This window comes from Mesorhizobium sp. WSM3859 (assembly GCF_002295065.1).
In the GTDB taxonomy this organism is placed as follows: Bacteria; Pseudomonadota; Alphaproteobacteria; order Rhizobiales; family Rhizobiaceae; genus Mesorhizobium.
Genome location: NZ_NSGG01000001.1, coordinates 438,878 through 453,630, shown reverse-complemented (window position 1 = coordinate 453,630; position 14,753 = coordinate 438,878). Strand labels below are relative to the sequence as shown.

Below are 14,753 nucleotides of genomic sequence, written 5' to 3'. Positions count from 1 at the left end.
AGGGAAGGAATTGGGAAAGCGGATCGAATCTTATCGTGACTTGGTGGTGTGGCAATCGGCAATGGTACTTGCCGAGGATTGTTATCGCATCACCAAAGGTTTTCCGAGAGACGAGATCTATGGAATGACCTCCCAGATGCGCCGCTCGGCGGTTTCGATCGCCGCGAACATCGCTGAAGGGTACGGTCGTGAGAATAGAGGTTCGTTCGTTCAATTTCTGCGCATGGCGCAGGGTTCATTGAAGGAACTGGAAACGCACATATTGCTGGCGTGCCGGATCGGTATGCTGGAAAGAGACAACGAGACTGAACTGCTACTGTGGTGCGAAGAGATTGGAAAAATGACGCGATCTCTGATCAGAACCGTGCAGGCCAAGCAGGCGGAATGAAGCAGGCATTGAGATTGATGATCACTACTCACTACTCACTACTGACTCTTCGCCAGAGGCGCCACGATGGCTGAAACCTCCGTCCGCAACTTCAACATCAACTTCGGTCCGCAGCATCCTGCGGCGCATGGCGTTTTGCGCCTGGTGCTGGAGCTCGACGGCGAGGTTGTCGATCGCGTCGATCCGCATATCGGCCTGCTGCACCGCGGTACCGAGAAGCTGATCGAGGCCAAGACCTACCTGCAGGCCGTGCCTTATCTCGACCGGCTCGACTATTGCGCGCCGATGAATCAGGAACATGCCTTCGCTTTGGCTGCCGAGCGACTGCTCGGCATCGAGGTGCCGAAGCGCGGCCAGTTGATACGCGTGCTCTATTCCGAGATGGGCCGCATCATGTCGCACATCTTGAATGTGACGACGCAGGCGATGGATGTCGGCGCGCTGACGCCGCCGCTTTGGGGCTTCGTCGAACGCGAAAAGCTGATGGTGTTCTACGAGCGCGCTAGCGGTTCGCGCATGCATGCGGCCTATTTCCGCCCGGGCGGCGTCCACCAGGACCTGCCGCAGAAGCTGGTCGAGGACATCGGCAAGTGGATCGACCCGTTCCTGAAGTCGATCGACGATCTCGACGCGCTCTTGACCGGCAACCGCATCTTCAAGCAGCGCAATGTCGATATCGGCACGGTGTCGCTGGCCGATGCCTGGGCCTGGGGCTTTTCGGGCGTGATGGTGCGCGGCTCGGGCGCCGCCTGGGACCTGCGCAAATCGCAGCCTTACGAATGCTATTCCGAGATGGATTTCGACATCCCGATCGGCAAGAACGGCGACTGCTACGACCGGTATCTGGTGCGCATGGAAGAGATGCGCCAGTCGGCCAAGATCATGCGCCAGTGCGTCGATCTGTTGCTCGGCAAGGAAGGCGCCGGCCCGGTGTCGAACCTGGACGGCAAGGTGGTGCCGCCGAAGCGCGCGGCGATGAAGCGCTCGATGGAAGCGCTAATCCATCACTTCAAGCTCTACACCGAGGGCTACCGCGTGCCGGCCGGCGAGGTCTATGTGGCCGTCGAGGCGCCGAAGGGCGAGTTCGGCGTCTATCTGGTCTCCGACGGCACCAACAAACCCTACCGCTGCAAGCTGCGCGCGCCCGGTTTCGCGCATCTGCAAGCCATGGACTTCCTGTGCCGCGGCCACATGTTGGCCGACGTCACCGCCGTGCTTGGCTCCCTCGACATCGTGTTTGGTGAGGTCGATCGCTAATGTCAGTCCGCCGCCTCGCAGATGCCAGCGTCCAGCCAGCTTCCTTCGCCTTCAGCAAGGCGAATGAGGCTGCGGTTCAGCAGTGGATCGCCAAATACCCAAAGGGACGCGAACAGTCGGCCATCATCCCGTTGCTGATGATCGCGCAGGAGCAGGAAGGCTGGGTCACCAAGGCGGCGATCGAGACGATCTCCGACATGCTCGGCATGCCGCGCATCCGCGGCCTCGAGGTCGCGACCTTCTACACGCAGTACCAGCTCAATCCGGTCGGCACGCGCGCCCATATCCAGGTCTGCGGCACCACGCCCTGCATGCTGCGCGGTTCGGAAGCGCTGATGGATGTGTGCCGGTCAAAAATCCATCACGACCAGTTCCACACCAACGACAAGGGCACGCTGTCGTGGGAGGAGGTCGAATGCCTCGGCGCCTGCGTTAACGCGCCAATGGTCATGATCTTCAAGGACACGTTTGAAGACCTGACGCCGGAGCGCCTGGCCGAGATCATCGATCTCTACGATGTCGGCAAGGGCGCCGAGGTGAAGCCCGGTCCGCAGAACGGCCGCCACGGCTCCGAGCCGGCCGGCGGTTTGAAGACGCTGACCAGCGAAAAGGCGATCCTGAAGTCGACGCGCGACAAGGAAGCCAAGGCTGCCGCGAAGGCGGCCAAGGATGCCGCTGCGGCAGCGCCGGCTGCGGCCGCCGCCAATGTCGTCTCGCAGGCGGCACCTGTTTCCACCGCGCCCGCGGCTCCGGCACCCGCCGCGCCGCCAGCTTCCGGCCCGATTGCGCCGTCTAAATCCGGCAAGCCGAAGACCGATGCGTCCGAGACCAGCCCGGCCTTGGCGACGCCGTCGCCGGTCAAGGTCGCTCCGGCCACCGAGAAGGCGGCCAGCGTCCGGGCGCCGCGCCATTCGGCGGCCAATGCCAATCAGGCTTCTCCGGAAGTCGAGGCGGTCTCCAAGCCGCGCAGCGGGCCGAAGAACAAGGCCGAACCGGCCGCCGCCTTCAAGGCGCCGGAAACCAAGCAGCCGGTCGCCAAGACGGCAAAACCTTCGCTCGAGGACAAGAACCGGCCGGCCGGCATCGAGCGCCCGGCGACGGTCGACGATCTCAAGCTGATCTCCGGCGTCGGGCCGAAGATTGAAACGACCCTGCATACGCTGGGCATCTACACCTTCGCGCAGGTCGCCGCCTGGAAGAAGGCCGAGCGTGAATGGGTCGACGGCTATCTCAATTTCCGCGGCCGCATCGAACGTGACGACTGGGTGAAGCAGGCCAAGGCGCTCGCCAAGGGCGGCGTCGCCGAATACATCCGCGTCTTCGGCAAGAAGCCGGTCTGAGGGACGACAAATGCTTCAGGACAAAGACCGCATCTTCACCAACATCTACGGCCTGTTCGACACGTCGCTGGCCGGCGCGCAGTCGCGCGGCATTTGGGACGATACGCCCGGCCTCATCGCCAAGGGGCGTGACTGGATCGTCAACGAGATGAAGGCGTCCGGCCTGCGTGGCCGCGGCGGCGCAGGCTTCCCGACCGGGCTGAAATGGTCGTTCATGCCCAAGCAGAGCGACGGCCGTCCGAGTTATCTGGTCATCAATGCCGACGAATCAGAGCCCGGTACCTGCAAGGACCGCGACATACTGCGCAACGACCCGCACACGCTGGTCGAAGGCGCGCTGGTCGCCGGCTTCGCCATGGGCGCGGTCGCCGCCTACATCTATGTGCGCGGCGAGTTCATCCGCGAGCGCGAGGCGCTGCAGCGCGCCATCGACGAGGCTTACGCGGCCAAGCTGATCGGCAAGGGCAACACCTCGGGCTACGATTTCGACGTCTATATGCATCACGGCGCCGGCGCCTATATCTGCGGCGAGGAGACGGCGCTGCTCGAAAGCCTGGAAGGCAAGAAGGGCCAGCCCAGGCTGAAGCCGCCATTCCCGGCAAATGTCGGCCTTTATGGTTGCCCGACGACCGTCAACAACGTCGAATCGATCGCTGTGGCGCCGACCATCCTGCGTCGGGGTGCCGCCTGGTTCTCGTCCTTCGGCCGGCCGAACAATGCCGGCACCAAGCTGTTCTGCGTCTCCGGCCACGTCAACAATCCGTGCACCTTCGAAGAAGCGATGTCGATCCCGTTCCGGGAACTGATCGAGACGCATTGCGGCGGTATCCGCGGCGGCTGGGACAATCTGCTCGCGGTCATTCCGGGTGGCGCTTCGGTGCCGCTGGTGCCGGCCGAGCAGATCATGGACGCGCCGATGGATTTCGACGCGCTGCGCGACCTCAAATCCGGCCTCGGCACGGCGGCCGTCATCGTCATGGACAAGTCGACCGATGTCGTGAAGGCGATCGCCAGGCTCTCCTACTTCTACAAGCATGAAAGCTGCGGCCAGTGCACGCCGTGCCGCGAAGGCACCGGCTGGATGTGGCGGGTGATGGAGCGGCTGGTGCGCGGCGAAGCGCAGAAGCGCGAGATCGACATGCTGCTCGACGTCACCAAACAGGTCGAGGGACACACGATCTGCGCGCTGGGGGACGCGGCGGCCTGGCCGATCCAGGGCCTGATGCGGCATTTCCGCGGCGAGGTGGAACGCCGTATCGACGAGTTTTCGCGCAACGCGCACCGGGTCGAGCCGGTGATGGTGGCGGCGGAATAAGACTTCGAAATACGGGCGCAAGCCCGAGACGGAAAGCAGGGGCGGGGCATACGAAGAAACGACCAGGAGATTTCTATGGCGCCGTATTCGATACCCTATCCGTTCATGCCTGATTTGGACCAGCTCGAGAAGATGAACCAGGACCTGACCAAGATGATGCCGACGGAGATGGCCAGCGCCGTCAACCTTCTGGCGCATCCGGTCGCGGGCGCGGCGGCGATGTCGGCGCTCGGCATCGGTTTTGCCAACCATGCCGTTGGCATGTGGATGGGCGCCTTCACCGGCGCGCTGGAAGCGTCGCAGCGCATGTTCCAACCCTTCCTCGACGATCTCGAGGCGCAGAGCGAAGCGGCCGCCAACGCGTCCAAGGCGCGCAAGGCGACCGAGACGCTGATCGCCGAGGCGCAGACCTTTGCCCGGGACGTGACCGACATCACGGCAAACGCGACCGAGAAGGCGCTCGACGCGACTGGGGCCGATATTGTCGCCCAACCGGCAGCGACCGGGTTGATGCCCGAGGATTTCAGGCAACCGAGGGCCGTCGACAAGCCGGCGAAGCCGTCGGACCTGAAGGCGATTTCGGGTATCGGACCGAAACTTGAGAAGGTGCTCAACGGTCTCGGGATCTGGACCTATGAGCAGATCGCGGCCTGGACGTCGCAAGAGATCGCCTGGGTGGAAGATTATCTGTCGCTTGCTGGCCGCATAGGCCGCGACGACTGGACTGCGCAGGCGGCGGCGCTCGCCGCGAAGTGATTTGAAAAGCCGGGCGCGGTGCAAACCGCGCCCGGAAGATGGATTGCGGACATCCGCAGAGGTTTGAGGCGAATGGCAAAGCTGAAGGTCGACGGGAAAGAGATCACGGTACCCGACCATTACACGCTGCTGCAGGCGGCCGAGGACGCCGGCGCGGAAGTGCCGCGCTTCTGCTTCCATGAGCGGCTGTCGATCGCCGGCAATTGCCGCATGTGCCTGATCGAGGTGAAAGGCGGCCCGCCCAAGCCGCAGGCGTCCTGCGCCATGGGCGTGCGCGACCTGCGCCCCGGCCCGAATGGCGAGCCGCCGGAAATCTTTACCAACACGCCGATGGTCAAGAAGGCCCGCGAAGGCGTGATGGAGTTCCTGCTGATCAATCATCCGCTCGATTGCCCGATCTGCGACCAGGGCGGCGAGTGCGACCTGCAAGACCAGGCGATGGCCTTCGGCGTCGATTCCTCGCGCTATCACGAGAACAAGCGCGCGGTCGAAGACAAATATATCGGCCCGCTGGTCAAGACGGTGATGAACCGCTGCATCCACTGCACGCGCTGCGTCCGCTTCACCACCGAAGTCGCCGGCATTTCCGAGCTCGGCCTGATCGGCCGTGGCGAGGATGCCGAGATCACCACCTATCTCGAACAGGCGATGACGTCGGAGTTGCAGGGCAATGTCATCGACCTTTGCCCGGTCGGCGCGCTGACCTCCAAGCCGTTCGCCTTCCAGGCGCGGCCGTGGGAGCTGACCAAGACGGAATCGATCGACGTCATGGACGCCGTCGGCTCGGCGATCCGCGTCGACTCCCGAGGCCGTGAAGTGATGCGCATTCTGCCGCGCGTCAACGAACAGGTGAACGAGGAGTGGATCTCCGACAAGACCCGTTTCATCTGGGACGGCCTGCGCACGCAGCGCCTCGACCGGCCATATGTTCGCAAGAACGGCAAGCTCGTTCCGGCAAGCTGGGCGGAAGCCTTCGCGGCGATCAAGGATGAGGTCGGCAAGACGGCGCCGGAGCGGATCGGCGCCATCGCCGGCGATCTCGCCGCGGTCGAGGAGATCTATGCGCTGAAGCTTCTGACGAGCGCGCTCGGCTCCAAGAACATCGACTGCCGCCAGGATGGCGCCGCGCTCGATCCGTCGCTCGGCCGCGCCAGCTATATCTTCAACCCGACCATCGAAGGCATCGAGCAGGCCGATGCGGTGCTGATCATCGGCGCCAATCCGCGCTTCGAGGCTTCTGTGCTCAACGCCCGCATCCGCAAGCGCTGGCGCGTCGGCAATCTGCCGGTCGGCGTCATCGGCGAGATCGGCGACACACGCTACGATTACGAGCTCATCGGCGCCGGTCCGGAATCCTTGAAGAGTCTTGCCGACGGCAACGGCAAGTTCTTCGAGGTGCTGAGCAAGGCCACGCATCCGCTGATCATCGTCGGCCAGGGCGCGCTGGCGCGCACGGATGGTACTGCGGTGCTCGGCCAGGCGGCAAAGCTCGCAACCGCCGTCAACGCGGTCACCGCCGAATGGAACGGCTTTGCGGTGCTGCACAATGCGGCGGCACGCGTCGGCGGCCTCGATGTCGGCTTCGTGCCGGGCGAGGGCGGCAAGAACGTCGCCGGCATGCTGGGCGACACCGACGTGCTCTTCCTGCTCGGCGCCGACGAGATCGACATGGCCAGGACCGGGGGCGCGTTCGTCGTCTATATCGGCACGCATGGCGATGCCGGCGCGCACCGCGCCAACGTCATCCTGCCGGCAGCCGCCTACACCGAAAAGTCGGGCACCTATGTCAACACGGAAGGCCGCGTGCAGCAGACCAACCGCGCCGGTTTCGCTCCCGGCGAGGCGCGCGAGGACTGGGCGATCCTGCGGGCGCTTTCGGATGTGGTCGGCAAGAAGCTGCCCTTCGATTCGCTGGCGCAGTTGCGCGCCAAGCTCTATGGGGAATTCCCGCATCTCGCCCGCATCGACCAGGTGCAGGCGGGCAGCGGTGACGACATCGCCAAGGTGGCGAAGCTCGGTGGCCGGCTGAACAAGGGAACCTTCACCTCGCCGGTGAAGGACTTCTATCTCACCAACCCGATCGCGCGGGCGTCGGCCGTGATGGCTGAATGCTCGGCGCTGGCCAAGAGCGGCTTCAAGCAGGCGGCGGAATAAGCATGGATACTTTCCTCTCGATTTACGTGCTGCCGGCGCTGCTAATCCTCTTAAAGTCGGTCGTGCTGATCGTCGTGCTTCTGATCGGCGTCGCCTACCTGCTCTATGCCGACCGCAAGATCTGGGCAGCGGTGCAATTGCGCCGCGGGCCGAACGTCGTCGGTCCGTGGGGAACGCTGCAGGCCTTCGCCGACCTTCTGAAATTCGTCTTCAAGGAGCCGGTGATCCCATCGGGCGCCAACAAGGGCGTGTTCCTTCTGGCGCCGCTGGTGTCGGCGGTGCTGGCGATTTCGGCCTGGGCGGTCATTCCGGTCAATGAGGGCTGGGCGATCGCCAACATCAATGTCGGCATTCTCTATGTCTTCGCCATCTCCTCGCTCGAGGTCTATGGCGTGATCATGGGCGGCTGGGCGTCGAATTCCAAATATCCGTTCCTCGGCGCGCTGCGTTCGGCCGCGCAGATGGTGTCCTACGAAGTCTCGATCGGCTTCGTCATCGTCACCGTGCTGCTCACCGTCGGCTCGCTCAATCTCTCCGACATCGTCATGTCGCAGCAGGATGGTCTCGGCACGCGGCTCGGCCTACCCAACACCTTCCTCGACTGGCATTGGCTGTCGCTGCTGCCGATGTTCGTGGTGTTCTTCATCTCGGCGCTCGCCGAGACGAACCGCCCGCCTTTCGACCTGGTGGAGGCGGAATCGGAACTCGTCGCCGGCCACATGGTTGAATATTCGTCGACGCCCTTCCTGCTCTTCTTCCTCGGCGAGTATGTCGCCGTCGTCCTGATGTGCGCGCTGGCGACCATTCTGTTCCTCGGCGGCTGGCTGCCGCCGTTCAATTTCGCGCCCTTCACCTGGGTCCCGGGCGTGATCTGGTTCGTGCTGAAGATCTGCCTGATGTTCTTTATGTTCTCGATGGTGAAGGCTTTTGTGCCGCGCTACCGCTACGACCAGCTGATGCGGCTGGGCTGGAAAGTGTTCCTGCCAATCTCGCTGTTCATGGTCGTGGCCACCGCGGCCTTCCTCAAGATCACGGGGTTTGCGTGATGTCCGCTCTGGCCCAGGCCGCAAAATCGCTGCTGCTGAAGGATTTCGTCAGCGCCTTCTTCCTGTCGATGCGTCAGTTCTTCGCGCCGAAGGAAACGATCAACTATCCGCACGAGAAGGGGCCGATCAGCCCGCGCTTCCGTGGCGAGCATGCGCTGCGCCGCTATCCAAACGGCGAGGAACGCTGCATCGCCTGCAAGCTGTGCGAAGCGATCTGCCCGGCGCAGGCGATCACCATCGAGGCCGGCCCGCGCCGCAATGACGGCACGCGCCGCACGGTGCGCTACGACATCGACATGGTGAAGTGCATCTATTGCGGCTTCTGCCAGGAAGCTTGCCCGGTCGACGCCATCGTCGAAGGGCCGAATTTCGAATTCGCGACCGAGACGCGCGAGGAGCTCTACTACAACAAGGAAAAGCTGCTCGCGAACGGCGATCGCTGGGAGCGGGAGCTGGCGCGCAACATCGCGCTGGACTCGGCGTATCGCTGACATTTGACGCATGGACGGGGCGAGGGCCCTCGTCTAAGGAACACGCGGCTTCGGTACCGGAGGCGGAACCAAGCCAGAGACAACGGAGAGGGCGAATGTCCAATCCGACAGGAACCCGGGGAATCCCATGCTGACTGGATTAGAGGCGGCTTTTTTCTACCTCTTCGCCTTTATCGCCGTGGCGTCGGCCTTCATGGTCATTTCGTCGCGCAACCCCGTGCACTCCGTGCTGTTCCTGATCCTCACCTTCTTCAACGCCGCCGGCCTGTTCATGCTGACCGGCGCCGAGTTCCTGGCGATGATCCTGCTCGTGGTCTATGTCGGCGCGGTGATGGTGCTGTTCCTATTCGTCGTCATGATGCTCGACGTCGACTTCGCCGAGATGAAGCAGGGCGCGCTGCAATATGCGCCGATCGGCGCGATGGTCGGGTTGATCCTGGCGGCGGAGCTGATCATCGTGCTCGGTGGCTACACATTTGCGCCGCAGCTTGCCTCGACGGTCGCCAAGGCCACGCCGGATCTTGCCACGCGGTCCAATACGGCCGCGCTCGGCGACATCCTCTATACGGACTACCTCTATTATTTCCAGATTTCCGGCCTGGTGCTCTTGGTCGCCATGATCGGCGCCATCGTGCTGACGCTGCGCCACAAGGAAGGCGTCAAGCGGCAGTCGATCGCCGCGCAGGTCGCCCGCACGCCGGCGACGGGCATGGAAATCCGCAAGGTTAAAACGGGCGAGGGCATCTGAGATGGTCGTCGGCATTGCACATTACCTGACCGTATCGGCGATCCTGTTCACGCTCGGCGTGTTCGGCATCTTCCTGAACCGCCGCAACATCATCGTCATCCTGATGTCGGTCGAGCTCATCCTGCTTGCGGTCAACATCAACTTCGTCGCTTTCTCGGCGGCGCTGCATGATCTCGTCGGACAGGTGTTCGCCCTGTTCGTGCTGACGGTCGCAGCCGCCGAAGCCGCGATCGGTCTTGCCATTCTTGTCGTCTTCTTCCGCAACCGCGGCTCCATCGCGGTCGAAGACGTGAGCGCGATGAAGGGTTGACGGGAACCATCATGTATCAGGCTATCGTCTTCCTTCCGCTGCTCGGCTTCCTGATTGTCGGCCTGTTCGGCAATTCACTCGGCGCCAAGGCTTCCGAATACATTACCTCCGGCTTCCTGGTGATCGCGGCTATCCTGTCCTGGGTCGCCTTCTTCACCGTCGGCTTCGGCCACGGCGAGGTTTTCACCGTGCCGGTGCTGCGCTGGATCCAGTCGGGCGGCATCGACGCCTCCTGGGCGCTCAGGGTCGACACGCTGACGGTGGTGATGCTGGTCGTCGTCAACACCGTTTCGGCGCTGGTTCACATCTATTCGATCGGCTACATGCACCACGATCCGAATCGGCCGCGCTTCTTCGCCTATCTGTCGCTTTTCACCTTCGCCATGCTGATGCTGGTGACCGCCGACAACCTCATCCAGATGTTCTTCGGCTGGGAAGGCGTCGGCCTCGCCTCCTATCTACTGATCGGCTTCTGGTACAAGAAGCCGTCGGCCAATGCCGCGGCGATCAAGGCTTTCGTCGTCAACCGCGTCGGCGACTTCGGCTTCGCGCTCGGCATCTTCGGCGTGTTCGTGCTGTTCGGCTCGGTCAACCTGAGCACCGTGTTTGCCAATGCGGCGTCGTTCCTGCCGGCCGAAGGCGCGCCTCCCGGCGCCGCCGTGCTTACTTTCCTCGGCTATGCGCTCGACAAGCAGACGGCGCTGACCGTCGTCTGCCTGCTGCTCTTCATGGGCGCCATGGGCAAGTCGGCGCAGGTGCCGCTGCACACCTGGCTGCCGGACGCCATGGAAGGCCCGACACCGGTCTCCGCGCTGATCCATGCCGCGACCATGGTGACCGCCGGCGTGTTCATGCTGGCGAGGCTGTCGCCGCTGTTCGAGTTGTCGCACACGGCGCTGACCGTCGTCACCTTCATCGGCGCCTTCACCGCCTTCTTCGCGGCGACCGTCGGCCTGGTCCAGAACGACATCAAGCGCGTCATCGCCTATTCGACCTGCTCGCAGCTCGGCTACATGTTCGTGGCGCTCGGCGTTGGCGCCTATGGCGCGGCGATCTTCCATCTGTTCACGCATGCCTTCTTCAAGGCGCTGCTGTTCCTCGGCTCCGGTTCGGTCATCCATGCCGTGTCCGACGAGCAGGATATGCGCAAGATGGGCGGGCTGCGCAAGTTGATCCCCGCCACCTACTGGATGATGATCGTCGGCACGCTGGCGCTGACGGGCGTGGGGATCCCAGCGACGGTGATCGGCACTGCCGGCTTCTTCTCGAAGGACGCCATCATCGAAACCTCCTTCGCCAGCCACAATGCGGTCGCCGGCTTCGCCTTCATCCTGCTGGTGGTCGCTGCCTGCTTCACCAGCTTCTACTCCTGGCGCCTGATCTTCATGACCTTCCACGGCGAGCCGCGCGCCAGCCACGAAGTCATGCACCATGTCCATGAATCGCCGCCGGTGATGCTGGTGCCGCTCTATGTGCTGGCAGCCGGCGCGCTGTTCGCGGGCATCATCTTCCACGGCGCCTTCATCGGCGAGGGCTATGCCGAATTCTGGAAAGCGTCGCTGTTCACGCTGACGGACAACCACATCCTGCACGAGATCCACGAGCTGCCGCTCTGGGTGGAACTGGCGCCGTTTGTCGCCATGGTGATCGGGCTTGCGGTTGCCTGGAAGTTCTACATCCGCTCGCCGGAACTGCCGCGAAGCGTCGCCGCCAACCACCGCCTGCTCTACGGCTTCCTGCTCAACAAGTGGTATTTCGACGAGCTCTACGACTTCCTGTTCGTGCAGCCGGCCAAGCGCCTCGGCAGGTTCCTGTGGAAGACCGGTGACGGCACGATTATCGACGGCCTCGGGCCCGACGGCATCTCGGCGCGCGTCATCGATGTCACCAACCGCGTCGTCAAGCTGCAGACCGGCTATCTGTACCACTACGCCTTCGCCATGCTGATCGGTGTGGCCGCTCTCGTCACCTGGATGATGCTCTGATGACCGCTTGGTCCAACCTCCTGTCGCTGGTCACCTTCCTGCCGCTGGTTGGTGTTCTCTTCATTCTGCCGATCAGCGACGACAGCGAAAACGCGCGCCGCAACATCCGCGGCATCGCGCTTGCGACGACCACTTTCACCTTCCTGGTGTCGCTGTTCATCTGGAAAGGCTTCGACAATTCGCAGGCCGGCTTCCAGTTCGTCGAGAAATACGCCTGGTTGGATTCGGGCATTTCCTACCACATGGGCGTCGACGGCATCTCGATGCTGTTCGTCATCCTGACGACCTTCCTGATGCCGCTTTCCATCCTCGCCTCCTGGGAAGCGATCGAGAAGCGGGTCAAGGCCTATATGATCGCCTTCCTGATCCTCGAGACGCTGATGATCGGCGTGTTCTGCGCGCTCGACATCGTCTTGTTCTACGTCTTCTTCGAGGCCGGCCTGATCCCGATGTTCATCATCATCGGCGTCTGGGGCGGCAAGCGGCGCGTCTATGCCTCGTTCAAGTTCTTCCTCTACACGCTCGCCGGCTCGGTGCTGATGCTGCTCGCCATCATGGCGATGTTCTTCCAGTCCGGTACGACCGACATCACCACGCTTCTGACGCATCACTTCCCGGCCAACATGCAGACCTGGCTGTGGCTGGCCTTCTTCGCCTCCTTCGCGGTGAAGATGCCGATGTGGCCGGTGCATACATGGCTGCCCGACGCTCACGTCGAGGCGCCGACGGCAGGCTCGGTGATCCTGGCCGCCATCCTCCTGAAGATGGGCGGGTATGGCTTCCTGCGCTTCTCGCTGCCGATGTTCCCGGAAGCGTCGGCGATGTTCGCGCCGCTGGTGTTCACGCTCTCAGTCGTGGCCATCATCTACACCTCGCTGGTGGCGCTGATGCAGGAGGACATGAAGAAGCTGATCGCTTATTCGTCGGTTGCGCACATGGGTTTCGTCACCATGGGCATCTTCGCTATGAATCAGGAGGGCGTGCAGGGCGCGATCTACCAGATGCTCAGCCATGGCCTCGTTTCGGGTGCGCTATTCCTGTGCGTCGGCGTCATCTACGACCGCATGCACACGCGCGAGATCGACGCTTATGGCGGTCTGGTCAACAACATGCCGAAATACGCCACCGTGTTCATGATCTTCACCATGGCCAATGTCGGCCTTCCCGGCACCAGCGGCTTCATCGGCGAATTCCTGACCATGCTTGGCGTGTTCAAGGTCAACACCTGGGTGGCGTTCTTCGCCGCCACCGGCGTCATCCTGTCGGCGGCTTACGCGCTATGGCTCTATCGGCGGGTCATCTTCGGCGCGCTGACCAAGGACAGCCTGAAAAACCTGCTCGATCTGTCGCCGCGCGAAAAGGCGATCATCTACCCGCTGGTGGTGCTGGTCATCTTCTTTGGCGTCTACCCGGCGCCGGTGTTCGACGCGACTGCCCAATCGGTCAAGTCGCTCGTCACCAACGTCACCGCATCCATCAATTCCGCGCAGACCGCGGCGGCGAACTGACTGGGGAATAGACCATGACGCCGGACCTTATCTCCAGTCTTTCGCTCTCGACGCCGGAACTGATCCTGGCCGTCGGCGCGCTGGTGCTCCTGATGATCGGAGCCTATTCGCGATCCAACAACACCATGACCGTGACCGGCTTGGCCGTTCTTGTTCTGGTGGTGGCCGGACTGTGGCTCGTCTTCTCCGGCGGACAGGGCGCTGCCTATGGCGGCGCCTTTGTGCAGGATGCCTTCGGCGCTTTCATGAAGATACTGGCGCTGATCGGCTCGGCGGTGACGCTGGTCATGTCGATGCGCTTTGCGCGTCAGGAGCATTTCGACAAGTTCGAATTCCCGGTGCTTATCCTGCTCTGCACGCTCGGCATGCTTCTGATGATCTCGGCCAACGGCATGATCGGGCTTTATCTCGGGCTCGAGCTGCAATCGCTGGCGATCTATGTGCTGGCGGCGATCAACCGCGACAACCTGCGCTCGACCGAAGCGGGCCTGAAATATTTCGTCCTCGGCGCGCTGTCCTCGGGCATGCTGCTCTACGGCATCAGCCTCGTCTATGGGTATACCGGCAACACCGGCTTCCAGGAGATTGCGACGGCTCTGGGCAGCGGCGAGCGCCAGCTCGGCCTTGTCTTCGGCCTGGTGTTCGTGCTAGCCGGCCTCGCCTTCAAAATCTCGGCCGTCCCGTTCCACATGTGGACGCCGGACGTCTATGAAGGCGCGCCGACCCCAATCACCGCCTTCCTGGCGGCGGCTCCGAAGATGGCGGCGATGGCGCTAATCGTGCGCGTCACCATGGGCGCCTTCAAGCCGATCGCTTCGGATTGGCAGCAGATCGTGGTCTTCATTTCGATCGCCTCGATGGCGCTCGGCGCTTTCGCCGCCATCGGGCAGACCAACATCAAGCGCCTGATGGCCTATTCCTCGATCGGACATATGGGCTACGCGCTGGTCGGCCTTGCGGCCAACAGCCAGGCCGGCGTGCGCGGCGTCGCCATCTACATGCTGATCTACCTGGTGATGACGCTCGGCACCTTCGCCTTCATTCTCGCCATGCGGCGCAAGGAAGGCAATGTCGAGCAGATCAGCGATCTTTCCGGGCTTGCCTCGACCAACCCGGTCATGGCTACCATCCTCACCATCCTGATGTTCTCGCTGGCCGGCATTCCGCCGCTCGCGGGCTTCTGGGGGAAGTGGTACGTGTTCCTCGCCGCCATCAACGCGCATCTCTACGCGCTGGCGATCATCGGCGTGCTGGCCTCGGTGGTGGGCGCCTACTATTACCTGCGCATCATCAAGATCATGTGGTTCGACGAGCCTGTCGGCGGCTTCGTTCCGATGGCCAGCGAGCTGCGTCTCGTGCTCGGCGTCAGCGGCGCCTTCGTGCTGTTCTACGTGCTGATCGGCGGACCGATCGGCAGCTATGCCGAAGCTGCCGCCAAGACGTTCTTCTGACGGG

At 63.1% G+C, this 14,753-nt stretch carries 13 protein-coding genes; all 13 read left to right on the top strand.

The window, feature by feature from the left end; genetic code table 11:
• The first annotated feature begins 10 nt into the window (after nt 1–10).
• The gene (locus CK230_RS02150; protein WP_095815539.1) at nt 11–388 is read left to right on the top strand and encodes a four helix bundle protein; all 378 of its coding nucleotides are present in this window, start codon (nt 11–13) and stop codon (nt 386–388) included.
• 66 nt (nt 389–454) lie between these two features.
• Nucleotides 455–1,645, top strand: a complete 1,191-nt coding sequence (locus tag CK230_RS02145) for an NADH-quinone oxidoreductase subunit D (RefSeq protein ID WP_095815538.1) — start codon at nt 455–457, stop codon at nt 1,643–1,645.
• Nucleotides 1,645–2,985: an NADH-quinone oxidoreductase subunit E gene (locus tag CK230_RS02140; RefSeq protein ID WP_095815537.1), complete on the top strand. Its 1,341-nt coding sequence runs from the start codon at nt 1,645–1,647 to the stop codon at nt 2,983–2,985. Before CK230_RS02145 ends, CK230_RS02140 begins: the two co-directional genes overlap by 1 nt.
• 10 nt (nt 2,986–2,995) lie before the next feature.
• On the top strand, nt 2,996–4,300 hold the full coding sequence (nuoF, locus tag CK230_RS02135; protein WP_095815536.1) for an NADH-quinone oxidoreductase subunit NuoF: 1,305 nt from the start codon (nt 2,996–2,998) through the stop codon (nt 4,298–4,300).
• 75 nt (nt 4,301–4,375) lie between these two features.
• Complete coding sequence (locus CK230_RS02130; RefSeq protein WP_095815535.1) at nt 4,376–5,056, top strand: NADH-ubiquinone dehydrogenase; 681 nt, start codon at nt 4,376–4,378, stop codon at nt 5,054–5,056.
• Between the two features lie 72 nt (nt 5,057–5,128).
• The gene (gene nuoG / locus CK230_RS02125; RefSeq protein ID WP_095815534.1) at nt 5,129–7,210 is read left to right on the top strand and encodes an NADH-quinone oxidoreductase subunit NuoG; all 2,082 of its coding nucleotides are present in this window, start codon (nt 5,129–5,131) and stop codon (nt 7,208–7,210) included.
• Between the two features lie 2 nt (nt 7,211–7,212).
• Entirely contained in the window at nt 7,213–8,256 is a 1,044-nt protein-coding gene (gene nuoH / locus CK230_RS02120; RefSeq protein ID WP_095815533.1) for an NADH-quinone oxidoreductase subunit NuoH, read from the top strand.
• The gene (nuoI, locus tag CK230_RS02115) at nt 8,256–8,747 is read left to right on the top strand and encodes an NADH-quinone oxidoreductase subunit NuoI (RefSeq protein ID WP_095815532.1); all 492 of its coding nucleotides are present in this window, start codon (nt 8,256–8,258) and stop codon (nt 8,745–8,747) included. Before nuoH ends, nuoI begins: the two co-directional genes overlap by 1 nt.
• 127 nt (nt 8,748–8,874) lie before the next feature.
• The gene (locus tag CK230_RS02110; RefSeq protein ID WP_095815531.1) at nt 8,875–9,495 is read left to right on the top strand and encodes an NADH-quinone oxidoreductase subunit J; all 621 of its coding nucleotides are present in this window, start codon (nt 8,875–8,877) and stop codon (nt 9,493–9,495) included.
• 1 nt (nt 9,496) lies between these two features.
• A complete protein-coding gene (nuoK, locus tag CK230_RS02105; RefSeq protein WP_040982022.1) occupies nt 9,497–9,805 on the top strand; it encodes an NADH-quinone oxidoreductase subunit NuoK in 309 nt (102 codons plus the stop codon).
• 11 nt (nt 9,806–9,816) lie between these two features.
• A complete protein-coding gene (gene nuoL, locus CK230_RS02100) occupies nt 9,817–11,790 on the top strand; it encodes an NADH-quinone oxidoreductase subunit L (protein ID WP_095815530.1) in 1,974 nt (657 codons plus the stop codon).
• Nucleotides 11,790–13,298 (top strand): NADH-quinone oxidoreductase subunit M, encoded by a 1,509-nt coding sequence (locus CK230_RS02095; protein ID WP_095815529.1) that lies wholly within the window; start codon nt 11,790–11,792, stop codon nt 13,296–13,298. Before nuoL ends, CK230_RS02095 begins: the two co-directional genes overlap by 1 nt.
• A gap of 14 nt (nt 13,299–13,312) precedes the next feature.
• Nucleotides 13,313–14,749 carry an NADH-quinone oxidoreductase subunit NuoN gene (nuoN, locus tag CK230_RS02090; protein WP_095815528.1) on the top strand — a complete coding sequence of 479 codons (1,437 nt, stop codon included), beginning with the start codon at nt 13,313–13,315 and terminating at the stop codon, nt 14,747–14,749.
• Nucleotides 14,750–14,753 lie beyond the last annotated feature (4 nt).

Excerpts from the sequence above, each read along its gene's own strand:
- CK230_RS02145 (WP_095815538.1), top strand. The coding sequence starts at position 455 with ATGGCTGAAACCTCCGTCCGCAACTTCAACATCAACTTCGGTCCGCAG.
- CK230_RS02140 (WP_095815537.1), top strand. The coding sequence starts at position 1,645 with ATGTCAGTCCGCCGCCTCGCAGATGCCAGCGTCCAGCCAGCTTCCTTC.
- nuoF (WP_095815536.1), top strand. The coding sequence starts at position 2,996 with ATGCTTCAGGACAAAGACCGCATCTTCACCAACATCTACGGCCTGTTC.
- CK230_RS02130 (WP_095815535.1), top strand. The coding sequence starts at position 4,376 with ATGGCGCCGTATTCGATACCCTATCCGTTCATGCCTGATTTGGACCAG.
- nuoG (WP_095815534.1), top strand. The coding sequence starts at position 5,129 with ATGGCAAAGCTGAAGGTCGACGGGAAAGAGATCACGGTACCCGACCAT.
- nuoH (WP_095815533.1), top strand. The coding sequence starts at position 7,213 with ATGGATACTTTCCTCTCGATTTACGTGCTGCCGGCGCTGCTAATCCTC.
- nuoI (WP_095815532.1), top strand. The coding sequence starts at position 8,256 with ATGTCCGCTCTGGCCCAGGCCGCAAAATCGCTGCTGCTGAAGGATTTC.
- CK230_RS02110 (WP_095815531.1), top strand. The coding sequence starts at position 8,875 with ATGCTGACTGGATTAGAGGCGGCTTTTTTCTACCTCTTCGCCTTTATC.
- nuoK (WP_040982022.1), top strand. The coding sequence starts at position 9,497 with ATGGTCGTCGGCATTGCACATTACCTGACCGTATCGGCGATCCTGTTC.
- nuoL (WP_095815530.1), top strand. The coding sequence starts at position 9,817 with ATGTATCAGGCTATCGTCTTCCTTCCGCTGCTCGGCTTCCTGATTGTC.
- CK230_RS02095 (WP_095815529.1), top strand. The coding sequence starts at position 11,790 with ATGACCGCTTGGTCCAACCTCCTGTCGCTGGTCACCTTCCTGCCGCTG.
- nuoN (WP_095815528.1), top strand. The coding sequence starts at position 13,313 with ATGACGCCGGACCTTATCTCCAGTCTTTCGCTCTCGACGCCGGAACTG.